Raw genomic sequence first — 24,130 nt, 5'->3', positions numbered from 1 at the left:
TTAGGAAATTTACCGGTCCGGTCAAGATTGGTGCTTTTGCGCTGTTAGCGGCAACGTGGGAGAGTAATTGAGGTGATGGCACAAAATATTATGTCCGACCCACAGGCCGCGGCTCGGAAACGGATGGTCCAGACTCAGCTTGTCTCCCGAGGTATCCGCGATGCGAGGGTGCTTCTGGCTATGAGCAAAGTGCCGCGCCACCTGTTCGTCGAGGAAGCCCTGCAGGGCCAGGCTTACGGAGACTTCCCTCTGCCCATCGGAGAGCAGCAGACCATTTCCCAACCCTATATAGTCGCCCTAATGACCGAGGCGTTGGAGCTTTTAGGAACCGAGAAAGTATTGGAGATCGGCGCCGGTTCCGGTTATCAGGCCGCCATCCTGGCAGAGTTGGCGGCACAGGTTTTCAGCATCGAACGAATACCTGCCTTGGCTTCCCGCGCCCGCCGCAACCTTGAATCCCTGCGGTACTTTAACGTCAAAATTAAGGTGGGCGACGGCACCCTCGGTTGGCCAGAGGAAGCCCCCTTTGACGCCATAATCGTCACTGCGGCCTCACCGGCCATTCCCCAACCCCTCCTCAACCAACTTGCTTTGGGAGGCAGACTGGTAATTCCGGTAGGAGATTGCTATAGCCAGACCCTGACGGTAGTCCGCCAATCCCCCGAAGGTCTGGAATTCGACTACCGCGGTGGCTGCCGCTTTGTCAAACTCATCGGCAGTTACGGCTGGTCAGAATAAGAACGCCACTGCCCTAAGGAGATTCACCCGTCGGTTGTTTTTGCAGGCGGATGCTCCTGAAAATAGGTTTGTAGAACCTCCCGCGCCATTGGCGCTGCCGCCGCCCCCCCGTGACCACCGTGCTCAATGATAACGGCAATGGCTATCTGGCTATCCTGCGCCGGAGCGAAACAGACAAACCAGGCATGATCACCCGTCTTACCCCTGTGCTTGCCGCCTTTTTCCTTGCCTAAGGAGACCACTTGGGAGGTACCGGTTTTTCCTCCCACTTCCACACCCGAAATTTGGGCAGCATGCCCGGTTCCGCCGGGTTCGTGCACCACTCCCCGGCAGGCGCGGCGCACTATCTCCAAATTTTTGGTCGAGGCATTGAGCCGTGAGGCAATCTGCGGTTGACATTCATAGGCAACTTCGCCATCCGGATTGCAGATTCTCTCTACCAGTTGGGGAACGTAAATAATGCCACCGTTTCCCATGGCAGCGGCCACCCGGACCATCTGGATGGGGGTGGCAGTGTTATACCCCTGGCCGATGGCGACCGAAAGGGTTTCTCCTTCATGCCAGGGTTGGTTGAAACGTTGTTTCTTCCAAGCGGAGGAGGGAACCAGACCGGGCTTTTCCGAGTCCAGGTTCAGACCGGAGGGTGACCCCAGACCAAATTTTCTGCTCCATTTAGCAATCCGGTCAACTCCTAATTTGCGCCCCACATTATAGAAATAGATGTCACAGGATTGCACCAAGCCGCGATGCACCTCCACCCCCCCGTGGCCGCCCCGGCGATGACAATGAAAAACATGATTGCCGAACGGCATGGCACCATTGCAATAAAAACGGCTTTTTTCCGTAATAACCTGCTCTTCCAGGCCGGCAAGAGCCATGATGATTTTAAATGTTGAACCTGGGGGATATTGTCCTTTTAGAACCCGATTTTCAAGGGGATGATCTTTGTGGTTTAGCAGTTCCTTCCAATATTCCGGAGAAATGCCCTTAGAGAAGGCATTCTGATCGAATTTCGGCGATGAAGCCAGGGCCAGTATCTTCCCGCTTTGGGGATCCATGGCGACGATAGCCCCCACTTTGTCCTCTAAAGCCGCCTCGGCCGTCTGTTGCAGGCGTGACTCGATGGTCAGATACACGCTGGCCCCAGGACTGGAGGGAGTATACTGCATGAGGCGCAATTCCCGGCCATGGGCGTCCACTTCGATCTGTCGGGCACCCCGTTGGCCGGTGAGATAATCATTACAGGCCAGCTCAATGCCACACTTCCCAACTTCGTCGCCCATCTTATTGCGGGGGAATCTGCCGCTCTTCAACTGGCCTTCGGTAATCTCCCCCAGATAACCGATAACATGGCACGCCAGGGAGTCAGACCGATACTCCCGTTTCGGCTGCATCTGAATAACTACTCCGGAAAGTTCATATCTATATGTTTCCAGCAAGGCCACCTCTTCCCAGGTGAGGTCGCCTTTTATCTTGATGCTGCGGGCCAGGTTATCCGCCTGCGCAGTCATAATCTTGGTTAAGATGTCAAGATAATTCATTTTAAGAATGTGGCCCAGATCCTTGGCCAACTCCTTGGGATCCGGGACATCTTCCAGGATTACCATGGCATCGTAGGACGGCCGGTTGTTTACCAATACCACCCCAGAGCGGTCGTAGATCATCCCCCGCCAGGGAGACAGGTCACGCAGCCGAACCCGGTTGCTCTCAGATTTCTGGATAAATTCATGGCCCCGCACCAGTTGCAGATACCACAGCCGTAAGACCAAAAAACTAAAGAGCAGGGCGACTACCAGGGCGATCACAAACAGTGCCCGGCGGACGTTGTCGTACACTTCCGGAGGCATAGGACCAGCATACCCAAATCCTCGCACTGTTCTGAGGGTGGCGCCCCGGCTTGAAAACCAACCTGTTTTCATAAGTTAACGAATCGGCCTGATCGGCACTAATGATGGTTTAGGGAAAGTACCCGGTCTAAGGTCAAAAATGGTCCGAAGCTTCCTCTCTGCCACTGCCTACGCATCACTAAATATAAAACCGACGTCGCCAGGATTTTTCCAGATAGTTTAATGATGACAGGATGATAGGAGCACCCAAGACTGTTGTCCCGGCCTCGACAGCAAGTTGCCGCCAGAAAGTCTGGTGAAACCCTTCCACCGGTGTGAGGAGGTTTATCAAGGTCAGCATAACCAACATCTGGACCACGAGGATTGCAGCCACTCCAACGATCTGGGGAAGGATATGCTGGAAATTTAAGAATGGACGGAGGGTATACACCCCCACCACTGCCAGCAGCAGCACACCGGCCTGTAACCCCAGGGGCAGGGGGCCGTAACAGTCGGCCATAACCCCGAGGAGCAAGGCCAGGACTGTGGCGATGATAACCTTCTCATGGCTGCTGACAAAAATCACCAGCAAAGTCAGTAAATCCAGGCGAACACCGGCCAACTGGAACAAGACATTCTGGAAATAGACTGAAAAGAGCGATAAGAGAAGATAAAATAATACCATATCTGTGACAATTAAGGCTTGCTCAAAACGGATTGCACCGTTTTGACCAACAAAACTTCGTCCAGCCGGGTAAAGTCAACTGCGGGATCAACCTCTATCTCTTGAAAAATACCAGGGACCTTCTTGTCGATAGCAGCTACCCGGCCTAATAGCATGCCTCGAGGATAAGCTCCCCCCAACCCCGAGGCCAGGATGGCGTCTCCTACCTGGACGTCTTGCTTTTTTTCTACATACCGTAAGAGACAGCGATTGCCACCGGTTCCCGCCAGGATGCCCCGGAGGCGATTGCGTTGTACCAAGGCGTCCACGGCGCAGCTTCTGTCCATCAAAAGCAGTATCTTGGCATAGTTCGGGTAACATTCCACTACCCGACCGACAACGCCAGCAGCGTTAATCACCGGCATTCCCCAGGTAATTCCGTCTTTTTCCCCTTTATCCAAAAAGGCACATTTGAACCAGACGGAAAAATCAAAACCGATTACCCGCGCTCCGGTTACCGGTAAAGCCGCCTGGGTTTTGAACTCCAGTAATTTGCGGAGACGCTCCTGCTCCGAGAGCGCTTCGCGGTAGAGGGTCTCCTGACTCTGCCCCTGGGCCAATTTTTCCCTGAGCCGGTCATTCTCAGCCTGCACATCCACCAGATAAAAGTAACCATGCCAGACGCGGCTGAGCGCCTCCCCGGTACGCGTCAAAAGATCAAAGACCGGAGCCGTCAGATTGACCACCAGATTCTCCAATGGTCTTAAAGGATGGGGATCTCTCAAACTGGCCGATATAAGAACGAAGATGAGAAAAACGGAGAGGCCAAAGATGATAGGGGCCTGAAATCGCCGCCAGAGGTGTAATCCGGTCTTTTTATTCAACCATTACTTCCCTGAGAATATCAATGTTATCCAAGGCTTTGCCGGACCCCAACACTACCGCCGACAGGGGATCGTCCGCAATCTTGATGGGTACCCCAGTCTCCTGGTGCAGCAGGATGTCCAGATGCTTGAGCAAAGCGCCGCCACCGGTGAGATAAATTCCGCGATCGACGATGTCGGCCGCCAGTTCCGGTGGGGTCTGCTCCAAAGCAGTCTTGACGGTATTGATGATGGTGTCAATCTGTTCCTGGATGGCCTCCCGGATTTCATCAGAGTTAATCGTCAAGATCTTGGGAATGCCGGTGACCAGATCTCTCCCTTTGACCTCGATCTCCTCCACCTCCCCGGTGGGATAGGCATTGCCGATGCTGGTTTTGATGATTTCCGCAGTCCTCTCGCCAATCAGCAGGTTGTATTTTCGCTTAATGTACTGCAGGATCGACTCGTCCATCTTATCGCCGCCGGTACGTACGGATTTGGAATACACAATACCAGCCAGAGATATTACGGCCACTTCGCTTGTACCACCGCCGATGTCCACTACCATGTTGCAGGTAGGCTCGGTTATGGGAAGTCCGGCGCCGATAGCCGCCGCCATCGGCTCTTCGATAAGATATACCTCACGCGCCCCGGCTGATTCGGCCGACTCCCGCACTGCCCGCTTCTCCACCGGCGTAATCCCCGAAGGCACGCAGATAATAATCCGGGGCCGGATCAGAGTGCGCCGGTTGTGGACTTTCTGAATAAAATGGCGCAGCATAGCCTCGGTGATCTCGAAATCGGCGATCACCCCGTCCTTCATCGGGCGGATGGCGACAATATTTCCCGGGGTGCGGCCTAACATCATCTTGGCCTCCCGACCGACCGCCAATACTCTACTTCGGTCACGAGCGTTTTTCCTGACCGCTACTACCGAGGGTTCACTCAAAACAATGCCTTTGCCTTTAACATAGACCAACGTGTTGGCGGTGCCCAGATCAATGGCCAGATCATTGGAAAAGACTCCCAAAATCGGGTCTAAAAACATACTATACTCCTTCTACCAGGCTCTCCTGAAGGACTGCAGGCGTGAAACTCGGGGATATAGCGCCGGCATGGAGAGAAATATATCCTGGGTAGGGCTTTCTCCATGAGATTTTTGATAATTTTACTAACTTAAACAGGCTGTTGGTAGATCGCCGGTTGATCTCTGGACGGCTTTGGTTTGTGGCACCGCCAATATCGAGGTCTACCATACGATATACGCCGCGCTCTTTATTTTGCCATGATCCCTGAAAAATTCAATATTAAAATCGCCAACCCGTAAACCGCACCTTTCCATGGGAAACAATTTTGAAGCCTGACCGGGTCAACAGTAAAATCACTTGACTTAATTATTACACTAGAGTTTAGAATCTGCGCATTTTCTTGTTGCCAAATTTTCAACGTACTTCAGCGTCACCGTATGTGGTAACGGTATCAACCAGACGAAATGTCATTAAGAAATGCGAACTTTATGCTGCTTTTTTGCAGGTAGCCATAAAATCCTCGTTGGGCAGCACGAATTTTTGCGATTTTCGATCCCAGCAGGCCCTGATGTTGACAAGTCGAAAATATTGTTGGACTGCTTTGACGATCCAGCCTGCGGTTACGGCTTGCTGCCGACGCCAAGGGATAGGGAAAAGTTGCGCTCCTTTCTGGTCGCCAAGCCAGAGAGCCAGTAACCTTGGCAAGCTGTAACTCAGGGAAATGAGCGTTGTCCAACGGGCCAATGTCTGGCGAGACTGCTGCCAGGCATTGATCAGACCAAAGCTGTGCTTGATCTCGTTGAACATCGGTTCTATCCACCAACGACGGCTGTACAATTTGATCACATTCGCTGCCGTCAAGGTGGGATCGGTAGCCAGCAACAGGGCCCAATTGGTCCATTTTCCGGAATCCTGCAGAAAGCGGCACCAGACTACTCGGCAAATATGTCCTTTTAAGAATCGGACTTTGGCCTGGGCAGTATAGAATTCGAAGCGTCGGGTTTTGCCATACGCCTTGATAGACGCGTGTTGTAAGGGCAGCAAGGTTTTGGCCTTGGCGAAGGTCAATTTCTCTCCATACTTGCGAGGTGCTCCCCGTCGAGGGGAGGATGGCTGGGTGGGCAAGAGATAACATACGGTGTCTCGGCGAACCTGACCAATGACCGTCACTGCCTGATGGATCAGACGGAGCACCAGAGTTTTTTTCATATACCAGGCGTCGAGTAGAAGTCGTATGGCGATGGCTCTTGGCACCCATTGACGAGCTAAAGCCATCAAAACTTGGGCGGCTTTCAGCTTTGATGTGTTTCCCGTAGTTCGTATGAGCCGCCATAACCATGGGAAGGCTGCGGTTCTGCCGGCATATGTTAACACTATGGCTAAAGCCACCCGTAATTGCCCGAAGATGAACGGCGGCCGGTTGGGTCTGTGGGCATGATCGTGATATATCGCTGCCGAAGGAGCTTTTTTCGAGGTTCTGGGCGTCAACATATCGTCTATGACCAGGGTAATGGTGAGACGAGGAAAGTAACGCAACACGAGGACAAGCCATTGGCGGCAAAGGCTTAACCAAGAAAAACCATTGCTCTGTAGGGCCTTGAAGTAATTGCTCCAACTCGTTTTGGCGCACACAGTGAGGATAGCATCGGTGATATGACCAGATCCTGATAAGATGTTGCCAAAGAGCAGTTCGAGTAACGTGGGACGGAGCTTGATAGGCACCGCCTGCCATAGGATAGTGAGCCACTGAGCAAGAACTTGATAGGGGATAAGAAGTTTTGTAGCCATTGAACAACCTCCCGAGAAAAGAATTTTCTTTTCTCGATTGGTCGCCAAAGGCGACCACGCGTTTGCGCGGGTCTGTCAAGCTTTTTTTCGTGGCTGATACATTTTTTTAATCAATCGTAGATTCTAAACTCTAGTTATATATAATAAATATTATTTATTAATAAATGAGTAAGGTTTAATGCCTCATGACCGACCCCAGAGTTCGCTTAAACCAGATGATCGCCAAACTCCAGGCGTACAATTTTCGGATTACGCCCCAGAGTCTGGCGGTACTTAAAATATTAGCAGCCAGCTTAGATCATCCCAGCGTGGAAAGGATTTATGAACAGGTCAAGGCAGTCTTCCCCACTACCAGCCTGGCTACAGTATACAAGACTATTAATCTCCTGAAGGAGGTTAAAGAGGTTTTGGAAGTCCGCGTATCGGCAGGCAACCGTTTTGATGGCAACCGGCCATTCCCTCATCCCCACGTCATCTGCCTCAAATGTAAAAAGATCATTGATCCCGACCTGAGTGGTATACAGGAATTAACGGAGGAAGCCGCTCAAAAGACCGGTTATCGGATAACTGAGCATTGTCTTGATTTCTTCGGTATCTGCCCCGATTGCCAGGCCGAGGAGTAACCCAAGAAAAAATTTTACCCCTATAAAGAAAATTATTATTAATAAATAATAACTGTTATCAATATTATTCTGGCATTATCTTGCATTCTGGAATCGATTTGCATTATCAAACAAATACAAGGAGGATAAACCGATGACTCAAGAGAAAAACAAGTTAACCACTGCCTTTGGCATCCCAGTGTCGAATGATCAAAACAGTCTCACTGCCGGCAGACGCGGACCGGTATTGTTGCAAGATGTGCATCTCCTCGAAAAACTCATGCACTTTGACCGGGAGCGGATTCCGGAACGGGTGGTGCATGCCAAGGGGGCAGGCGCCCACGGTTATTTTGAGGTGACGGCGGATGTTACGAAATACACTAAGGCTAAGTTCCTCAATCAGGTCGGCAAACGCACCGAAGTGTTCGTAAGATTTTCCACGGTGGGAGGCGAGAGGGGCTCTGCCGATGCTGCCCGTGACCCCCGCGGTTTTGCCGTTAAATTCTATACCGAAGAAGGCAATTACGATCTGGCTGGCAACAATACCCCGGTTTTTTTCATCCGGGATCCGCTCAAGTTCCCTGATTTCATTCATACCCAGAAACGGCATCCGGCTACGAACCTGCCGGACGCTGATATGTTTTGGGACTTTCTGTCTCTTACCCCGGAGTCGGTTCACCAGGTCACGATCCTCTTCTCGGATCGGGGCACACCGGCCACCTATCGCCATATGAACGGTTACAGTAGCCACACCTATAAATGGTATAATGCTAAGGGCGAGCATTTTTGGGTGCAGTACCATTTCAAGACTGATCATGGTATCAAAAATCTAACCCTGGCGGAGTCCATCCGGCTTTCCGGAGAAGATCCGAACCATGCCACCCGCGACCTGTATAGCGCTATTGCTCGCGGGGACTATCCATCCTGGACGCTGGAAATGCAGATTCTGACTCCGGAGCAGGCCAATGACTTTAAGTGGGACATATTCGATCTTACCAAGGTTTGGCCGCACGCTGAGGCGCCGCCCATCAGAATCGGCAGACTGGTGCTCAACCGCAATCCGGTGAACTACTTTGCCGAAGTTGAGCAGGCCGCCTTCTCTCCTGCCAATCTTGTCCCGGGGATTGGCGCCTCTCCAGATAAGATGTTGCAGGCCCGGTTGCTTTCCTATCACGACACCCACATTCACCGGCTGGGTCCTAACTATCATCTCATACCGGTGAATGCGCCGAAAAATGCACCCGAGCGCAGCTATCAGCGGGACGGTTTCATGCGGGTGGATGACAACGGCGGCGGCGGTCCCAACTACTGGCCTAACAGTTTCGGCGGACCGGCACCGGACCCCGCCACAGAGGAGCCACCCTTCGAGGTGGGAGGCCTGGCCGGGCGTTATCCTTATAGATTCCCCAATGACGACTTCGTACAGGCCGGCAATCTGTATCGCAAGGTCATGACCGATACCGACCGGGATCACCTTGTCGGCAATATCGTAGCACATCTGGGCAATGCTCAGAAAAGGATTCAATACCGTCAGGCGGCCATCTTTTTTAAGGCCAACCCGGATTACGGTCGCCGAGTAGCCGAGGGTCTAAAGCTGGACGTGTCCGAATTGGAGCGCTTGGCCGGTATGACCCAGGAGGATCGGGCCAAGGCCACTGATCAAGGGACATACTCTTGATCTTGCGCAAGTCCTGAGAGATTACTATTATAAACTTATGGCCACATAGTTTTTATGCTTTTCATCACTTTGGGAGAAAAGCAGAAAAAATGGTACCGGCAATCGTGGCATCGGCTCGCAATTCGTTCTCTAACATCTTTCTTCGGAGGGATTGGAATTCCCCGCCCCGCCTCGGGACCGAAAGAGATTATTCCTGAGAACGATTTTATTTCAATCAGTTCAATACAGGAGGCAATCATGGGAGAGGAAATCAAACTCGGCTGCGCCCGACCAACCGGCGGCCCGGTCGGGGAAAGCATCGATGAGCCAGACACCCAAACTACAACACCTAAAAAGGAGGTCGCAGCCATGATCAAAGTCGGGAAAAAAGCTCCGGATTTTGTGGCGCCGGGATACCACCAAGGGCAATTTACTTCAGTAAGACTCTCAGAATACCTGGGCAAATGGGTTGTATTGTGTTTTTATCCCGGTGATTTTACGTTTGTCTGAGCAACCGAAATTGCGGCAGTTGCCGCAAAATATGCAGAATTTCAGAAACTCGGCGTCGAAATCTTATCGATGAGCATCGACAGTGTTTTCGTGCAAAAGATGTGGAATGACGATGAGCTGAGCAAAATGGTGGAAGGGGGCATTCCTTTCCCTATGCTCTCTGATGCCGGTGGCAACGTTGGTAAGGCCTATGGGGTATTTGATGAGGAAGCCGGGGTAGAGACCCGGGGTCGGTTTATTATTGATCCGGAGGGTGTAGTTCAGGGTTTTGAAGTACTTTCACCCCCCGTCGGCCGCAATATTATGGAATCACTCCGACAGATACAAGCCTTCCAACGCGTCAGAGACTCAAAGGGAACCGAGGCAACTCCCTCCGGTTGGAAGAAAGGCAAGATGACGCTCAAACCCGGGATTGATCTGGTGGGTAAAATCTGGACGGTTTGGAAAACGGATATGGCCTTCGACTAATATTTCTTTCTCTCCCAAAAGGAAAGCGGCAACAGAACCGATAGTATCATCCATTTCCAAAATCACGTATCAGAACATCAAAGGAGTGCCAGTCTGTTGGCACTCCTTCATTATTTTACAACCTAATCGGCAGAATCAAGTTCCGATGATCTCTTTAAGTTCCTCAGATGATTATTCCTTAGGAGGCAAGGGCTTATAACTGCAGGTTAAAATGGTTGCCTTGAATTATACCCGGTATTATTGTAAAATAGAGATAGCTTTAAGTTTCGAGCTGCGATTCCGAGTCTAACAGATAATACGCATGTTAGGCTGTTTGTAGGAAACCTATATTATGGCAATCTTAGAAATTCAAACCTATCCTGAATCGGTCCTAAAGGAAAAGGCCCTGCCGGTTACGGAAATTACAGAAGATATTCAACGCCTGATTGATGACATGGCCGCCACCATGTATAATGCTCCAGGCATCGGTCTGGCAGCTAATCAGGTGGGCGCCCTGCAACGAGTGATCATTTTTGACATCACCCCCAAAAATGAGGGCCGCAAACTTAACGTGCTGATTAATCCAGAGATCATTGCCGCGGAAGGCGCCCAGGTATATCAGGAAGCCTGCCTGTCGGTATTAGATTATGCTGCCGATGTCCGACGCAAGGCCCGCGTCTTGGCAACCGGATTGGATCGGAACGGCAAGGAGGTACGGATCGAAGCGGAAGATCTTTTAGCGGTGGTGTTGCAACATGAGATCGATCACTTGGATGGCATCCTCTTCATTGATCGCATCAGCCGCTTAAAACGAAACCTCTATAAAAGACAGCTCCAGAAAAAACTCAAAAAATGAGCCGGCCCCTGCGTCTGGTCTTCATGGGTACCCCTGACTTTGCTCTGTCCAGCTTTAGGACCGTCTTGGCAGGCGGTTTTAAGGTGGCTGCCGTGGCCACCCAACCTGACCGCCCCCGGGGGCGAGGCCAGCGGGTCACCTCTTCGCCGGTGAAAATTGAGGCCGCCAGTCAGGGGATCCCGGTATGGCAACCCCGGCAGAGAGGCCAGGCTGATATCATCCCCGATATGCAACGGTTACAGCCGGACCTGATCCTGGTTGCAGCTTTCGGGCAGATGTTGTCTGCGGAAATACTGGCCATTCCCTCCCTCGGGGTCCTGAACGTGCATCCCTCGCTGCTGCCCCTTTATCGGGGTGCGGCTCCCATTAATTGGGCCATAATCCGGGGAGACACCCTCACGGGGGTAAGTATCATGTGGATGACCCAAGAAATGGACGCTGGTGATATTTTTTTACAGGAGACTGAGCCGATTCACGAGGATGACACTGCCGGAACCTTGGGAAGCCGTTTAGCCAACCGAGGTGGTCGCCTGTTAGTCAAGGCCCTGCACGCCGTTGAGCGGGGGAAAATTATTAAAATACCCCAGCGATCCGAGGGAGTTGTCTATGCCCCGGCTTTGACCAAAGAGATGCAACTCCTCAATTTTGGCCGTCCGGCCCTGGAGCTCCAACGATTGATTCGAGGTCTGGACCCTAAACCCGGGGCACTGACCTATCTGCACCATAAAGTCCTCAAGGTTTTCCGGCCGGCATTGGCAGCACCCCGCCCCCACCTGCCGCTACCGGGAACCGTCATTCAGGTAAGCGCCGCAGGAGCTGAAGTTGCCTGCGGGGATGGCAGCTTATGGCTTCAAGAATTGCAGCCGGCCGGCGGCCGCCGGTTGTCGGCGCTGGAATTTTCTCGGGGACGCCGCCTGATCAACGAGCGGTTAGGGTAGTCGAAAATGGAAAAGATACCCGCCATCGAAACGCAACCGTTAATCCTTGACGGGGGTAATTCAATCCGCCCCCAAAAGCGTATTTTTATCGGTCTGCTGGTCGCCACCTGCCTGATATTGGCCCCTCTCCTGGCGTTGCTGTGGTATGTCCCGTTCGTCGGTTTCACCAATATCCACCCCTATCTGCCGTTAATCCTGGGGATCGTTTTCGGTGCCTTCGTCATACTGGTTTTTAGCGGCGTTTTCCTGCTGATCCTGACGATCATGCTGGGCCGCGATCTCTTCATTTCCAAAAGACTCCGGGGGATTATCGTTAAAATCGTTTTTCCGTTGCTGATCGGTGTCGGCCGACTCTTTGGCGTCAGTAAAGCACAGGTACAGCGGTCATTCATTGAAATTAACAACCAACTGGTACTGGCTCAAAAAATTAAAACCACGCCAGACAAGATACTGTTATTGATGCCTCATTGCCTGCAATTTCATGACTGCCCGGTTAGGATCACCGGCAGGGTGGAGAACTGCAAACGTTGCGGCAAATGCCATATCAAGGGCCTTTTGGAAATTTCGGAAAAATATCAGGTCGGTCTAGCAGTGGCCACCGGGGGTACCATTGCTCGGCGGATTATTGTAGAGCGCCGTCCCAAGGTGATTATTGCGGTGGCCTGCGAACGCGACCTGACCAGCGGCCTGAAAGACAGCTATCCCCTGCCCGTCTACGGCATCTTAAACCACCGGCCGCACGGACCCTGTTATGATACTGAAGTTGACCTGAAACGGGTCGAACAGGCGGTGCAGGTTTTCTTACCGACCCCGGAATCGGCCAAGCCCTCCTCCGAGGCCAGCCCCTGAGCTCCCGTACATATCGTATCTCGAGAAGTACCCAAGCCGATCCTGCCGTGCGCGGTCTGGCGGTGGAGATTATCTCCATCTGGCAAAAAACCAATGTTCCGGGGGGTGCTCCGGGACCGTTCCTGGACGCCCTGATTGAACAGACCCTCAGCGATCATCCCCGCCTCTCCCACCCCGATCGGGCCCTGCTGCGCGAACTGGTCACCGGCGTCTTGCGCTGGCGGGGGCGGCTGGATTATGCCATCGGCCAAGTTTCCCACCAACCGGTAAATAAGCTCCATCCACTGGTGCTGAACCTCCTGCGGTTAACAACCTATCAACTCCTCTTTTTGGACCGCATCCCGGCTTCGGCAGCGGTTAATGAGTCAGTGAAGCTCGCCAAAATCCACCGACTCCCCCCGGCCTTAATCGGTTTCGTTAATGCTGCAGCCCGCAAGTTGGCCACGGCACTTCCCGATCTTCCCCTCCCCGATCCGGAAATCGAGCCGGTGACGGCCCTGGCCGTCGCCACCTCCCACCCGGAATGGCTGGCGGCTCGTTGGCTCGAACGTTTAGGACCGGAGGCAGCCTGGAAGCGAGCTCAGGCCAACAATCTCCACCCGCCTCTGTCCATCCGGGTCAATACGGCCCTGATCAGTCCGGCCACCCTGCAAGTCGTTCTTCAGACCGAAGGCATTGCGACCGAATCCGGCCGTTTCTCGCCGGTGGGTCTGACCATCTGCTCGCTAAAGCAATCCCCCTTCAATCTGCCCTCATATCAGCGGGGGTTATGGCTTTTCCAAGATGAAGCGGCCCAATTGGCCACCCTGCTGCTGCAGCCCCAACCGGGTCACGGGATTCTCGAGATCGGCGCCGGCCGCGGCGGCAAAACGACGCATCTGGCCCAGCTCCTGAGGGGAAAGGGACGTATTCTGGCGGTGGACCATAGTCTGGAGCGGATGGCGGCTTTGAACCGCAGCAGGCAGCGCTTGGGCCTAACCGGAGTTGATCTGCTCTTAACGGACGCCACCCTCTCCCTGCCAATACAACCCGAGCACCGATTCGATCGGATATTGATCGATGCACCGTGCTCCGGATTGGGAGTGCTGCGCCGCCACCCTGAACTGCGTTGGCGGCGGCAACCGGGGGATTTGGACCGTTTTGCCCGCCTGCAGGCGGCTCTGCTGCGACAAGCCGCCCCCTATATGCGCCCAGGTGGACTTTTGCTCTACATCACCTGCACCACTGAACCGGAGGAAAACGAATCCGTAATGGCTGCTTTTCTCCGCTCACACCCAGATTTTGCCCTGCACCCCGGCCCCGTCAGCGACGCTCCCGAAATAACCCCTTTCATCGATGCCGATGGGTATTTTCGAACCCTGCCGGAGCGGCATGATCTGGACGGCTTCTTTGCCGCCCTGTTAGCCAAGGAGAGGTGAGTCAGAAAATTAATTGGCGGACTATACTTGTTTCTCGCCGTTCGTAGTATAATAATGTTTAAGTTTCGAGTTTCGAGTTTCGAGTTAATAAGAAAACAACTTCTGCACAGGCTGGAAGCCTGCGCCACCGGCAAGGGGTTTTCAAGGTTTTGGTTTTTTTAGAAAACGGCAATTAGCATATGAAATCATTATTTCTCAGAGTGATGCAAGTGACATGAAAGATTTTTTCTATCCCAAATCTGTGGCTGTGGTGGGCGTCTCGGAAGACCCCGACAATCTCGGACGCAATATTGTCAACAATCTGTTGGAGTTTAGATTCCCTGGAGCCATCTTCCCGGTCGGTCCCAGGGGCGGTCAGGCCTTTGATCTTAAGATTTACCCTTCCCTTCTGGATTTACCGACCTCACCCGATCTCGTCGCCGTCCTGGCGCCAGCCCGGGTGGTGCCGAACATCTTAGATGACTGTGGCCGCCTGGGGGTCAAGCGTGTGGTGGTGGAATCCGGCGGGTTTTCGGAGTTGGGCGAAGAAGGCCATCGTTTAGAAGAACAGGTGCAACAGAGACTCAGAGATCATCAGATCCGGATGGTTGGCCCAAACGGCTTGGGCATTATCAACCTTGAAATCGGCCTCTGCCTGCCCTTTATGAGTCTGCCGGGCAAACCGCGGTTGGGCGGTGTCTCCCTCGTGTGCCAAAGCGGTGGCGTCGGCGGCAACGTCATTGCCTGGCTGGCCCAATCCGGTCTCGGAATGAACAAATTTGTCAGCGTCGGCAATAAACTGGATATCAGTGAGAATGACATCCTCAGTTTTCTCTTGAACGACCCTGGTACTAAACTGATCTACCTGTACATGGAAGACTTGGCCGATGGACGTCGCCTGATGGAGTTGGGCCGGCAGGCCAAAAAACCCATCCTGCTGCACAAGGCCAATATCGGGGGACTGAGCGCTGATATTGCCCGTAGCCATACCGCCTCCCTGGCGGTGGACGACGAAGTGGTTACCGCCGCCTGCTGCCAATCCGGCATCCTGCGGGTACATAGCCGGAATGAGTTTCTGCACGCGGCGATTGCCCTGCTGCAACCACCCCTCAAGGGGGACCGGTTGGTGGTGTTGTCCCGCTCCGGCGGCGAGGCCGTCGTGGTCGCCGATGCCTGCCAGAAGGCCGGTTTTCAATTGCCACCATTGTCGGAAGAGATCCGCCAACTCATCCAGAGCCGCTCTCGCGCCGGGGTGATCAAACCGATGAACCCGCTCGATCTGGGTGACATTTTCGACTTTACCCTATATCAAGATGTTACCGCGGCTTTCTGCCGGGATCCCGAGATTGATGCAATTATCTTTAATTACGGGCCTATCAATGAGGCCGAGCAGGAGCAGGCCCGAGCCATGGCCAAAAACCTCATCGAGGTAGCCCGGCGACATCAAAAACCCCTGTTAATCACCGTCATCGGCAACCTGGAGGAACGCCTTTTCTTCCAACATGAGTTGGGAGAGCCGGTTTTTTCTTTTCCTGGAGAGGCCATTCGGGCCCTGAGTCTGGCCCGCAGTTATACTATCTGTCAGTTGTTGCCGCCCCTCGCCGCAGCCCCGGAAATCTCTTCCCTGCCCGCCGTCGACCGGGTATTATCTCCTTATCTGGACACCCCCGGGCCATTACCCCTGACAATCGCCTTGGAGGTCATCCAAACCTTGGGCATCCGTTTACCGATGTGGCATCAGGTGACCTCGGCCGCCGAGGCGGAGTCAGCCGCGGCCGCGCTGGGCGCGCCCGCCTGTCTGAAACTCGTGGCGCCCAGCGCCTTGCACAAATCCGACCTGGGCGGTGTCTTGCTTAATCTGCCCTCACCCCAGGCCGCGCGAGAGGGCTTTTTGAATCTGCAACAGGTCGCTATATCCCGCCTGCCAGACGGCGAAAAATGGCAGGTGCTGGTCATGCCCTATATCGAGGGTGGATTCGAAGTTATCCTGGGCGCCAAACGGGACCGCGCCTTTGGACCCATGATCTTGTTTGGCGCTGGTGGCATCTGGGTGGAAGTTTTAGAAGATGTCGCCATGCGGCTGGCTCCGCTAAACCTGACCACCGCCCAGGAACTCATTGCTGAAACCAAGGTCTACAAAATCCTGCAGGGCCGCCGCGGCCAACCGCCTCTGGATATTGATTCCCTGGCCCAAAACCTGGTCCTGCTTTCCGCCCTGATGATGCATTGCCCCCAAATCCAGGAGGTCGATCTCAACCCTGTCCTGGTCTTCCCTCAAGGCCAGGGGACCATCGCCCTGGATGCCCGGATCATTATAAGCAACTGAGGGTATAAAACGGGAGTGGTCAATGGTCGGTAAAAACTACCTTCACTCCCCACTGACCGCTGACCACTCCCACAGGCGGGCTGCGCTACGCTTTCCCGCTCTACCGGTGTTTTTATTCAGCCCTCAGGACTTATATAAAAACAGTGAGCCGTGAGCCGTGAGCCGTGAGCAGCAAAAACATTATTGTGAGCAGCCGCCACGATTCTGTTTTTATGCTTCGTTGTGTTCGGGAGAGCATGTGAACTTGTATAAAAACAGAATGTATTTGTAGGGTGGGCAATGCCCACTACGCCACTACGCCTTTACGCCTCTGTTTTTATGCTTCGTTGTGTTCTTGAGAACATGTGGACTTATATAAAAACAGTGAGCCGTGAGCCGTGAGCCGTGAGCAGCAAAAACATTATTGTGAGCAGCCGCCACGATTCTGTTTTTATGCTTCGTTGTGTTCTTGAGAACATGTGGACTTATATAAAAACAGGTTATAGGTAAGGGGTAATGACTCCTGGCAATCCGTTGGAAGTCGACTGTTTTTATGCTTCGTTGTGTTCTTGAGAACATGTGAACTTGTGTAAATCCGGCTTCGCCTCCAGTCTCCGGCGCACATACCAATCAATCTGACGGCAGATTCCTCTGATTACCTGTACTTCCACCGCTCGCAGACCGTGGCGGGAAAAAAAACGCCTGAGGCGCATCATCCAGTGCTGCGGATTCTGATGTCCGATATAATTTATTTTAATGAGGGTGTCCTGCAGGTCGGCGTACATAGCTTCCAGCTCCCAGGAGTTTGCCAAACGGGGGGTAAATCGATCGCGCTGATCCTGACGGGCCAGGAAGATCTCGTAGGCAACGAGCAGAACCGCCTGGGCCAGGTTGAGAGAACGGAAAGCGGCAGTCGGAATGGTCACCAAAGCATGGCAGAAAGCCAGCTCTTCGTTGGTCAGCCCCCAATTTTCCGGACCAAACAGCAGGGCAATCCGATTGTGATATGATAAAGGAATGAGCTGCTGGGCTATATCACGGGGCGTCACCGGACTCTGGCGCACGTTGCCCCCGATGCGGGCGGTGGTACCGACAATAAAATGGAAAGGCCCCAGTGCCGTACCGAGATCGTGATACACGACCAGGTTATGAATCAACTCGGCGGCGCTGCCGGTGGCCATCTTCAACATCCGCTCCTGGTCCAGGACTTCGGGCTGCACTACTATCAGGCGGGACAACCCCATATTACATGCGGCTCGGGCACTGGCACCGATGTTTTCCGGCGACCGGGGTTTGTGGAGGATAACGGCCAGATTTTCCAGTCTTATCCGACGCAGGGGTACGGACTCAATATCCGGATGGTGCAATGCATTTTCTTTCATAGTATCGGCAATGGCGCATAGTCAAGAACCCTTCGGCGCCATATTTCCCTTTTCCACACAAGATATCAGGAGCCCGATGTATGCGAATCGATTCTTATGAATTTGGCCGGATCGTGGTGGAGGGCCAAAGCTTTAGCCAAGATATTATCCTGTTGCCGGACGGGATTCAAGACTCCTGGTGGCGGCAGGAGAGTCATCTGGTGCAGCTCCAGGACGTGGCAGCGGCCCTGGCCTCCAAGCCGGAAGTGTTCATTGTCGGCCAGGGCCAACCGGGGAAGATGCGAGTAGACGAGGCGCTAAAGCAGTATCTGCGGCAAAACCAGATCGAATTACTCGAAATGCCTACTAAAACAGCCTGCGCCACCTATAACGAACTATCGCCCCGCCGCAAGGTAGTAGCAGCGCTGCATCTCACCTGTTGAGAATGAGAGACACCGGGCAATGATCAAGGAGCCCGGCGTCGGCAACTGTAAGATTACAAAAAAAGCATGGCCCGCTACAGCGTCGCCATCACCCGTTTATGCTTTTCCAACAAAGGCTCAAACTGTTGGTTGAGTTGTGCCTCGAAGGTACGCCACTGCTCCTGAAACTGGGGAAGTTGCTCGGCATCGATAGTCAAAGAGCGGTGCATCTGGTTCTCCAGAGTACGTTTGACGCCCTCTAGTTGCGAATTGAATTGGGCTTTTAATTGCTGCAGGGCATTCTGGCGCACCTGCTCATAACCCTGAAATACCTGACCGACTTCCTGAAGCTGACGCTGCATGGCCTTCTTATCCCGAGCCACCTGGATTAGGCCTACCTGGGCGCGTTTATTGGCGGGATCAATGACCCCGGTACGAGGCAGGGTAATATTGCGCAGTAAAATCTCTTTGACGGCTTCAGTCATCACTGCCTGAGCTTCGGGAGAAAATTTTTTCAACTCCGGCGCTAGTTCGATCTTTTCCCACAAGAACTCGCCGGTCAAATGACGCGCCTGCTCCCGCCATTTGACCTCCTGCAGCTCTTGTTGGGAGGCCTTGCCGAATTGCGCGGCTTTTTCCAGGGCCAGTTCCAAAGTGCTTTTGATTTCAGCCATACGTGCATCCTTTTTGGGCGATTGACAGAAAAAAAAGAGCAAGGCGCCAAGTCCTTGCTCATCTATGGGGTTGCCATCGGCAGTTTATCAGGCGTCTGATTTTTGAGCCGGTCCCGCCGCAGAAGGCGCCTCAGCTTTCTTCTCAACGGAGGAAGATTCGCTGCTCGAGGGGGCGCTGCCAGGTTTGGCATGGCCATAGTCACTGACATACCAACCGCCGCCTTTCAGATGAAAAGAGCTGTGCGATATGATTCTGCTGAGCTTGCCGCCGCAGTGTTTGCAGGTGGTCAGAGGACCGTCGGTAAATTTCTGCCACTCCTCGATAACCTGACCACAAACGTCACACTGATACTCATAGATGGGCATGGTTCAAAAACCTCCTTCATAAAAACAAGGGTATAATGAAAGGCATCCGGTACGCCGGTCCCGCCCTGGTGCCTTGTGCATCCTTAGGTTTATACTAACAACTATTGTAATATAAAGTAATATCCCGAATTTTCGGCGACCTTAGCGGCACCAGGATCTCTTGAGTCAAGGAGTGTACCCTTTTCTCTTCGAGTTTTCTTTCCTCTGCCGTTGCCTCAAAAAGATGGTGGAAGTAGCTGAATCGGACGATGTGCACCAGTTCATGCGTGATCACGTAGATCATAAGCGGCAGCAGAAGCAACGTGGTTTCTTTTTCCAGGGTTTTTAGGATGTTATGATCCTGTAGACAGATCCGATAGAGATCGAACTGGGCTGACTTGAGCTCTCGCCCCGGCAGGCAACAGGTGTATTTGGCTAATTGAGCCAGGGCATGGGTCGATATCTCTTCGTCCCATAAGGATTCCAGAGTCAGAATATCATACCGGGAGCGTCGCCATTGACTCGATGACAGCTTAAAAAAATCACTCGTCACCTCTTCGGCGATCAACACCGCTTCTTGAATGGTCGATTTATCCGAACCGGTAAATTGTCGACGAGCCATAGGCACCCGCCCGTATCTTTCTCTAACTAAATTTATCACTACGCCTTGCTTTGTCAATCCCTTTCTGTTACAAAATTCTCAGGAATTCAAGACAATAAGGATAATTATGCGACAGCGGCAGCAACGTCAGGAGTCCTTGGCCAGGCTTTTAAGGTATATCCTCTGCCATCACCCCGACGAATTCGGTCTGGTTTTAGACAAATCCGGCCGTCTGGCCGTAAAAGAACTTCTCCGGGCTTTGGGCCAAGAAGAGGGATGGAGGTTCGTCAGGCGCTCGCATCTGGAGGAGGTAGTGAACCTGATAAATCCGGGCGATTTTGAATTGGATCAGACCTACATCCGGGCCCTGCATCCGCAGCCGGCCGAACTGCGTTCTCAGGAGGCAGCCTGGCCGCCACCGCTTCTGTATCGGGCCATTACGGCCAATTCGCATCACGCGGTCGCCGAGCGCGGGCTTCAGCCACCGTCGGGTGGCGAACTCGTATTGGCCGATAATCAGGAGTTGGCCAAACGTTTGGGCCAGCGCCGTGATCCCCAGGCCATCATGGTGATTGTTCAGGCCCAAGCTGCAGCCAAGCGAGGGGTGAACTTTTTTTCTTACGGCCCGAAGCTTTATCTGAGCGACGCCATTGCACCAGAGTATCTACAACTGCCTCCGACCCCGAAAAAACCAGTAGTCAAACCAGCGGCAGCTGATAAGAAGCCCCCGGCTCCCCCTGCCCCCGGCGCCATCTGGCTCAATATCCAAGGCGAGCCGATAAAACCCTGGAAAGAAAAAGGCCGCCAGAAAGACCCAGGCTGGAAAAAAGCCGCAAGGACCCAGCGTCGGCAGAAGACCAAGAAATAAAATTGCTCGGACTCCAACCGACACCGAGAGATACCCAATTTTTTACAATCTCCCGATGAAGATCAAAGATCTATCGAATCTATCGACCCCGGAATCTAAGTCCCATACCTTGGACGCCATCATTATAGTGGGGGCGCTTGTCGGTCGGGACGGGCATCCGGGGCGGGTTGCCCGTTTTCGATTGCATCACGCCCTCCCCCTGGTAGTAGAAACGTACCCGGAAAGCTGGGTGGTAATCACCGGCGGCCTGTGGCCGGGCCGTCCCGCCACCGAAGCCCGGGCCATGGCCGATTGGGCCTTAGGTCAAGCAGTCCGGCATTGGGGAGAAGCGTGTGGCAGGAAACTGGAGCAGCGACTTATTCTCGAGGAGGTCAGTCTGAGCACGGTAGAATCAGCCCGCCATACCGCAGTGCTGCTGCAGCAACGGGGACTTATGGCCGCCGGCCTAGTCACGGACGAATTGCATATGCCTCGCGCCGCCTATCTCTTCCGACGGAGCTTCCGGGCTCGCCGGCTCACTATCCGCCTCCTGCCGGCCAGGGGGCTGCTGGTCGATTATTGGCAGCGGCGGCGTTATGTGCGACTGACCAAATTTATCCTGCGGGAGGGGGGCGCCTGGATGAAACTGTGGGGACGGGGGATCCTGGGTCACGAACAACTCTGATGAAGCAAATGAACGTTTCTGGTTTTCGGTCAGAAGATGAGTTTCGAATTTTGAATTCCGAGTTTCGAGATTATGAAATGACTGCGGCACAGGCCAGCAAGCCTGCACCCCCAGCAGAATGACAATAATACCAAAACAAGATTTTTGCAAGAGCTGCAAAAATGGAGAAGGATTTTCGATTCAATTGATCCCTGAATCCGCCGACGCCACCCCTTTTTTACCCGTAGCAGTCATAACCGGCCCTACTGCGGTGGGTAAGACTGCCTTGGCCCTGCAAGTAGCCCAAGAATTGGGAGCAGAGATTGTCAGCGCCGATTCCCTTCAGGTCTATCGGGAGCTGGATATCGGCAGCGCCAAGCCCACCCAGGAAGAGCGAGCCCTGACACCCCATCACTTGATAGATGTGGTCTTCCCGGATGAAGATTTTGATGCTGCGGCTTACTGCCGCCGCGGACGCCGCGTCCTGGCGGAGCTCCACGCCCGCCGCGTCCCCCCACTGGTGGTAGGGGGAACCGGCCTCTATATCCGGGCCCTGCTCTACGGCATCTTTAATGACGGCGTGCAGGACAAAACCATTCGCCAGCACCTGCAGGAGGAGTTGGCTATCCAAGGTCTACCGGTTTTGTATGACCGCCTCCGCCTTTTGGACCCGGAAACCGCCCAACGGTTGCATCCTCACGACGCTTTTCGCATCCAACGCGCCCTCGAGGTCATAGCCGCTACTGGCCAAAAAATGTCAGAGTTGCGGCAACGGCATCGTTTTGCCAATAATCCTTACCGCGTTCTGAAGATCGCCTTAGTCCGCCCTCGGGAAGAACTCTATGCCCGCATCGATTGCCGAGTGGAGGCAATGTTGGCTTCCGGGTTGGTTGCCGAGGTGCAGGACCTTCTGAAACGCTACTCCCCTCGGCTTAAGTCCCTTCAGTCACTGGGCTATCGGCATATCGGGGGATTTCTCCAAGGCTACCTTTCCTGGGAAGAAGCTGTGGCGCAGCTTAAGCGCGACACCCGGCGCTACGCCAAGCGCCAGTTGACCTGGCTGCGCAGCGAGCCGGATATACATCTGCTGGAGCCCTCTCAGATTTCGGCTGCTTTGAAACGGCTGGACCTTTTTTTCGGCTCATGGAGCTGTTGTTAGCCTGAAATAGAACCGATGTTTCTCTTATAAATTGGCATGTCCTGGTGATCACAACGAAGCATGAACACAGAACCGTGGTAGCTGCTCACAATAATGTTTTTTCTACTCACTGCTCACTGTTTTCATGTAAATCTTTTCTCATCGACCATGTCAAACAGATGCGGCGGCCACGGGCCGCCCTATCACATTATCGATAATTTATCGGCAATTTACTCATAGGGCGGGCCGCGCCCGCCGTCTTTAAGAGCACTGTTTTCATAAAAAGCAGAATATGATACATAACCGATGTTGAGGGCGAACACAAAGATCGCGCCGACGTGTAACTAATTCGCAGTTTGTGGGTAATAGAGTAAGGAATCTGGTTCGTGGAACAGGAGCCTCCATATATTAATTCCCGTCTGACCGTGCCCAATGTCATCACCATGATACGCATCCTGGCCACGCCGTTGTTTGTAATTTTTCTGCTGCAAGGCGTTTATGATCGGGCAATGATCATTTTTGTCTTAGCCGGCTTGAGCGACCTGATCGACGGTTATATTGCCCGTAATTTTAAACAGAAGTCACCGCTCGGGGCCCACCTGGATCCTTTGGCGGACAAGTTGTTAATAACCTCCAGTTTCCTTGTGCTGGGTTATTTTCACAAGGTTCCGGCCTGGCTGGCAATCATTGTCATCAGCCGCGATATAGTCATAGTAGGTGGCATCATCGCCCTTAAACTCTTTGATGTGACCGTGCGCATCGAACCGGCCCGAGTAAGCAAATGGGCCACCGTCTTTCAGATTTTTACAGTTTTTTTAGCCATTCTGGGAGAATTGTGGCCTTACCCCCGCTGGGTGCTGGTGGGATGCGGTTGGGTAACCGCTTATTTTACAGTAGCCTCAGGCATCCATTATCTCATGCGGGGTTTGCGTCTGCTCAATGAACATGGTAAAAAAACGGCTGATTTAGGACAGAGCTAATGGCTGAGGTTATTGAGCTTGAGCAGTTCCGTCGCAAATTGGCTGCAGATCACGGTTTCCGCACCTGGCTGACCAGATTTCGCGAGCAATTCGGCCCTCAAACGCGCCTAGGTGATCTGAGCGACCGTACTCTCTTGTTTCTGGCTACACCCGGAGAGGAAAATCTCTGCGTCATCTTTGATCTGGTTATGGGAGCCAAGGGATGGGGCACGTCGACCCGCTTTATCCTAAACGATCTGGACAGCCAGACAAAACAGTGTGTTTTAGACCTTTCTTTGCGTCTGCTAGATTATTTCCGCTTTGAGATGCTCCGGCGGCTGGGCTGGGTGGAATCCCCTCCAAAAGCTGAGCAACCGCTGGTCGCCTTGCTCGACATAGTCGCCAAGGCTTCCGCAGCACAGGCCATTCAGACCCCCCCCTTGGCGCCGGGTTACCCCGCTTATGGCGAGTATGAGAAACTTATCCCCAGCGACCGCGCCATTTTTATCCGGCGATTGATTCCCCAGGCCCTGAAGGAATTCCGCCAGCGCCTGGAATCAGCCCAGAATTCCTGAATTTTTCTGCAAAAGTCCGAACCGCAATTTTCTAGAGGATGATAAGAGAGAGTAGATCAAGAAATGGTGGGCGGTG

Annotated in this window: 24 protein-coding genes; 15 read left to right on the top strand and 9 right to left on the bottom strand. The window is 53.3% G+C overall.

Going from position 1 to position 24,130, the window contains the following annotated elements; genetic code table 11:
- Positions 1–75: 75 nt before the first annotated feature.
- Positions 76–738: a protein-L-isoaspartate(D-aspartate) O-methyltransferase gene (locus tag DESAC_RS05835; protein WP_237671373.1), complete on the top strand. Its 663-nt coding sequence runs from the start codon at positions 76–78 to the stop codon at positions 736–738.
- A 23-nt stretch (positions 739–761) separates the two neighbouring features.
- Here the strand turns inward: DESAC_RS05835 and mrdA are convergent, their stop codons facing one another.
- The 5 genes from mrdA to DESAC_RS05810 form a co-directional block, all read right to left on the bottom strand.
- Positions 762–2,585 carry a penicillin-binding protein 2 gene (gene mrdA, locus DESAC_RS05830; RefSeq protein WP_013706149.1) on the bottom strand — a complete coding sequence of 608 codons (1,824 nt, stop codon included), beginning with the start codon at positions 2,583–2,585 and terminating at the stop codon, positions 762–764.
- A gap of 178 nt (positions 2,586–2,763) precedes the next feature.
- The gene (locus DESAC_RS05825) at positions 2,764–3,249 is read right to left on the bottom strand and encodes a hypothetical protein (RefSeq protein ID WP_013706148.1); all 486 of its coding nucleotides are present in this window, start codon (positions 3,247–3,249) and stop codon (positions 2,764–2,766) included.
- Positions 3,250–3,260: 11 nt separating this feature from the next.
- A complete protein-coding gene (mreC, locus tag DESAC_RS05820) occupies positions 3,261–4,112 on the bottom strand; it encodes a rod shape-determining protein MreC (RefSeq protein ID WP_013706147.1) in 852 nt (283 codons plus the stop codon).
- Positions 4,105–5,139 carry a rod shape-determining protein gene (locus DESAC_RS05815; protein WP_013706146.1) on the bottom strand — a complete coding sequence of 345 codons (1,035 nt, stop codon included), beginning with the start codon at positions 5,137–5,139 and terminating at the stop codon, positions 4,105–4,107. Before DESAC_RS05815 ends, mreC begins: the two co-directional genes overlap by 8 nt.
- A gap of 466 nt (positions 5,140–5,605) precedes the next feature.
- Positions 5,606–6,907 carry an IS701 family transposase gene (locus DESAC_RS05810; RefSeq protein ID WP_013706145.1) on the bottom strand — a complete coding sequence of 434 codons (1,302 nt, stop codon included), beginning with the start codon at positions 6,905–6,907 and terminating at the stop codon, positions 5,606–5,608.
- A 185-nt stretch (positions 6,908–7,092) separates the two neighbouring features.
- On the opposite strand from DESAC_RS05810, the gene DESAC_RS05805 reads away from it, so the two are divergent.
- From DESAC_RS05805 to DESAC_RS05765, 8 genes are all read left to right on the top strand, one after another.
- Positions 7,093–7,530: a Fur family transcriptional regulator gene (locus DESAC_RS05805; RefSeq protein WP_013706144.1), complete on the top strand. Its 438-nt coding sequence runs from the start codon at positions 7,093–7,095 to the stop codon at positions 7,528–7,530.
- Between the two features lie 133 nt (positions 7,531–7,663).
- A complete protein-coding gene (locus tag DESAC_RS05800; protein ID WP_013706143.1) occupies positions 7,664–9,187 on the top strand; it encodes a catalase in 1,524 nt (507 codons plus the stop codon).
- Between the two features lie 237 nt (positions 9,188–9,424).
- Complete coding sequence (gene prxU, locus DESAC_RS15700; RefSeq protein WP_083800224.1) at positions 9,425–10,144, top strand: thioredoxin-dependent peroxiredoxin; 720 nt, start codon at positions 9,425–9,427, stop codon at positions 10,142–10,144.
- Between the two features lie 331 nt (positions 10,145–10,475).
- On the top strand, positions 10,476–10,979 hold the full coding sequence (gene def / locus DESAC_RS05785; protein ID WP_013706140.1) for a peptide deformylase: 504 nt from the start codon (positions 10,476–10,478) through the stop codon (positions 10,977–10,979).
- Entirely contained in the window at positions 10,976–11,917 is a 942-nt protein-coding gene (gene fmt / locus DESAC_RS05780; RefSeq protein WP_013706139.1) for a methionyl-tRNA formyltransferase, read from the top strand. The genes def and fmt overlap by 4 nt, the downstream gene beginning before the upstream one ends.
- 6 nt (positions 11,918–11,923) lie before the next feature.
- On the top strand, positions 11,924–12,766 hold the full coding sequence (locus DESAC_RS05775) for a DUF116 domain-containing protein (protein WP_013706138.1): 843 nt from the start codon (positions 11,924–11,926) through the stop codon (positions 12,764–12,766).
- 47 nt (positions 12,767–12,813) lie between these two features.
- On the top strand, positions 12,814–14,184 hold the full coding sequence (gene rsmB, locus DESAC_RS05770; RefSeq protein ID WP_013706137.1) for a 16S rRNA (cytosine(967)-C(5))-methyltransferase RsmB: 1,371 nt from the start codon (positions 12,814–12,816) through the stop codon (positions 14,182–14,184).
- 214 nt (positions 14,185–14,398) lie between these two features.
- Positions 14,399–16,489 (top strand): acetate--CoA ligase family protein, encoded by a 2,091-nt coding sequence (locus tag DESAC_RS05765; protein ID WP_013706136.1) that lies wholly within the window; start codon positions 14,399–14,401, stop codon positions 16,487–16,489.
- Positions 16,490–17,019: 530 nt separating this feature from the next.
- On the opposite strand, the gene DESAC_RS05760 is transcribed toward DESAC_RS05765, so the two are convergent.
- Complete coding sequence (locus DESAC_RS05760) at positions 17,020–17,850, bottom strand: RNA methyltransferase (protein ID WP_013706134.1); 831 nt, start codon at positions 17,848–17,850, stop codon at positions 17,020–17,022.
- 80 nt (positions 17,851–17,930) lie between these two features.
- On the opposite strand from DESAC_RS05760, the gene DESAC_RS05755 reads away from it, so the two are divergent.
- Positions 17,931–18,272, top strand: a complete 342-nt coding sequence (locus DESAC_RS05755; protein WP_013706133.1) for an Mth938-like domain-containing protein — start codon at positions 17,931–17,933, stop codon at positions 18,270–18,272.
- A 74-nt stretch (positions 18,273–18,346) separates the two neighbouring features.
- Here the strand turns inward: DESAC_RS05755 and DESAC_RS05750 are convergent, their stop codons facing one another.
- The 3 genes from DESAC_RS05750 to DESAC_RS05740 form a co-directional block, all read right to left on the bottom strand.
- Entirely contained in the window at positions 18,347–18,925 is a 579-nt protein-coding gene (locus DESAC_RS05750) for a DUF6657 family protein (RefSeq protein WP_013706132.1), read from the bottom strand.
- Between the two features lie 87 nt (positions 18,926–19,012).
- On the bottom strand, positions 19,013–19,291 hold the full coding sequence (locus tag DESAC_RS05745) for an FmdB family zinc ribbon protein (RefSeq protein ID WP_013706131.1): 279 nt from the start codon (positions 19,289–19,291) through the stop codon (positions 19,013–19,015).
- A 94-nt stretch (positions 19,292–19,385) separates the two neighbouring features.
- On the bottom strand, positions 19,386–19,892 hold the full coding sequence (locus DESAC_RS05740) for a hypothetical protein (protein WP_013706130.1): 507 nt from the start codon (positions 19,890–19,892) through the stop codon (positions 19,386–19,388).
- Positions 19,893–19,998: 106 nt separating this feature from the next.
- Between DESAC_RS05740 and DESAC_RS05735 the strand changes: the two genes are divergently transcribed.
- The 5 genes from DESAC_RS05735 to DESAC_RS05715 all read left to right on the top strand — a co-directional run bounded on the left by DESAC_RS05735 (position 19,999) and on the right by DESAC_RS05715 (position 24,054).
- Entirely contained in the window at positions 19,999–20,739 is a 741-nt protein-coding gene (locus DESAC_RS05735) for an RNA 2'-phosphotransferase (RefSeq protein ID WP_013706129.1), read from the top strand.
- A gap of 55 nt (positions 20,740–20,794) precedes the next feature.
- Complete coding sequence (locus DESAC_RS05730) at positions 20,795–21,403, top strand: YdcF family protein (RefSeq protein WP_013706128.1); 609 nt, start codon at positions 20,795–20,797, stop codon at positions 21,401–21,403.
- 184 nt (positions 21,404–21,587) lie between these two features.
- Positions 21,588–22,541, top strand: coding sequence for a tRNA (adenosine(37)-N6)-dimethylallyltransferase MiaA (miaA, locus tag DESAC_RS05725; protein WP_169311509.1), 954 nt, complete (start codon positions 21,588–21,590; stop codon positions 22,539–22,541).
- A gap of 365 nt (positions 22,542–22,906) precedes the next feature.
- On the top strand, positions 22,907–23,500 hold the full coding sequence (gene pgsA, locus DESAC_RS05720; protein ID WP_013706126.1) for a CDP-diacylglycerol--glycerol-3-phosphate 3-phosphatidyltransferase: 594 nt from the start codon (positions 22,907–22,909) through the stop codon (positions 23,498–23,500).
- Positions 23,500–24,054 (top strand): hypothetical protein, encoded by a 555-nt coding sequence (locus DESAC_RS05715; RefSeq protein ID WP_013706125.1) that lies wholly within the window; start codon positions 23,500–23,502, stop codon positions 24,052–24,054. Before pgsA ends, DESAC_RS05715 begins: the two co-directional genes overlap by 1 nt.
- Positions 24,055–24,130 lie beyond the last annotated feature (76 nt).

The organism is Desulfobacca acetoxidans DSM 11109, from assembly GCF_000195295.1.
Lineage (GTDB): Bacteria > Desulfobacterota > Desulfobaccia > Desulfobaccales > Desulfobaccaceae > Desulfobacca > Desulfobacca acetoxidans.
The sequence above is the reverse complement of the archived record's forward strand: the minus strand, read 5'-3'. Positions and strand labels throughout refer to the sequence as shown.

What these genes read in the sequence shown, in the direction of transcription:
- DESAC_RS05815 (WP_013706146.1), bottom strand. Translation starts at nt 5,139, where the DNA reads ATGTTTTTAGACCCGATTTTGGGAGTCTTTTCCAATGATCTGGCCATT.
- DESAC_RS05760 (WP_013706134.1), bottom strand. Translation starts at nt 17,850, where the DNA reads ATGAAAGAAAATGCATTGCACCATCCGGATATTGAGTCCGTACCCCTG.
- DESAC_RS05755 (WP_013706133.1), top strand. Translation starts at nt 17,931, where the DNA reads ATGCGAATCGATTCTTATGAATTTGGCCGGATCGTGGTGGAGGGCCAA.
- DESAC_RS05765 (WP_013706136.1), top strand. Translation starts at nt 14,399, where the DNA reads ATGAAAGATTTTTTCTATCCCAAATCTGTGGCTGTGGTGGGCGTCTCG.
- DESAC_RS05800 (WP_013706143.1), top strand. Translation starts at nt 7,664, where the DNA reads ATGACTCAAGAGAAAAACAAGTTAACCACTGCCTTTGGCATCCCAGTG.
- DESAC_RS05750 (WP_013706132.1), bottom strand. Translation starts at nt 18,925, where the DNA reads ATGGCTGAAATCAAAAGCACTTTGGAACTGGCCCTGGAAAAAGCCGCG.
- DESAC_RS05745 (WP_013706131.1), bottom strand. Translation starts at nt 19,291, where the DNA reads ATGCCCATCTATGAGTATCAGTGTGACGTTTGTGGTCAGGTTATCGAG.
- DESAC_RS05735 (WP_013706129.1), top strand. Translation starts at nt 19,999, where the DNA reads ATGCGACAGCGGCAGCAACGTCAGGAGTCCTTGGCCAGGCTTTTAAGG.
- DESAC_RS05715 (WP_013706125.1), top strand. Translation starts at nt 23,500, where the DNA reads ATGGCTGAGGTTATTGAGCTTGAGCAGTTCCGTCGCAAATTGGCTGCA.
- DESAC_RS05730 (WP_013706128.1), top strand. Translation starts at nt 20,795, where the DNA reads ATGAAGATCAAAGATCTATCGAATCTATCGACCCCGGAATCTAAGTCC.
- mrdA (WP_013706149.1), bottom strand. Translation starts at nt 2,585, where the DNA reads ATGCCTCCGGAAGTGTACGACAACGTCCGCCGGGCACTGTTTGTGATC.
- fmt (WP_013706139.1), top strand. Translation starts at nt 10,976, where the DNA reads ATGAGCCGGCCCCTGCGTCTGGTCTTCATGGGTACCCCTGACTTTGCT.
- def (WP_013706140.1), top strand. Translation starts at nt 10,476, where the DNA reads ATGGCAATCTTAGAAATTCAAACCTATCCTGAATCGGTCCTAAAGGAA.
- DESAC_RS05810 (WP_013706145.1), bottom strand. Translation starts at nt 6,907, where the DNA reads ATGGCTACAAAACTTCTTATCCCCTATCAAGTTCTTGCTCAGTGGCTC.
- DESAC_RS05775 (WP_013706138.1), top strand. Translation starts at nt 11,924, where the DNA reads ATGGAAAAGATACCCGCCATCGAAACGCAACCGTTAATCCTTGACGGG.
- DESAC_RS05825 (WP_013706148.1), bottom strand. Translation starts at nt 3,249, where the DNA reads ATGGTATTATTTTATCTTCTCTTATCGCTCTTTTCAGTCTATTTCCAG.
- DESAC_RS05835 (WP_237671373.1), top strand. Translation starts at nt 76, where the DNA reads ATGGCACAAAATATTATGTCCGACCCACAGGCCGCGGCTCGGAAACGG.
- DESAC_RS05805 (WP_013706144.1), top strand. Translation starts at nt 7,093, where the DNA reads ATGACCGACCCCAGAGTTCGCTTAAACCAGATGATCGCCAAACTCCAG.
- DESAC_RS05740 (WP_013706130.1), bottom strand. Translation starts at nt 19,892, where the DNA reads ATGGCTCGTCGACAATTTACCGGTTCGGATAAATCGACCATTCAAGAA.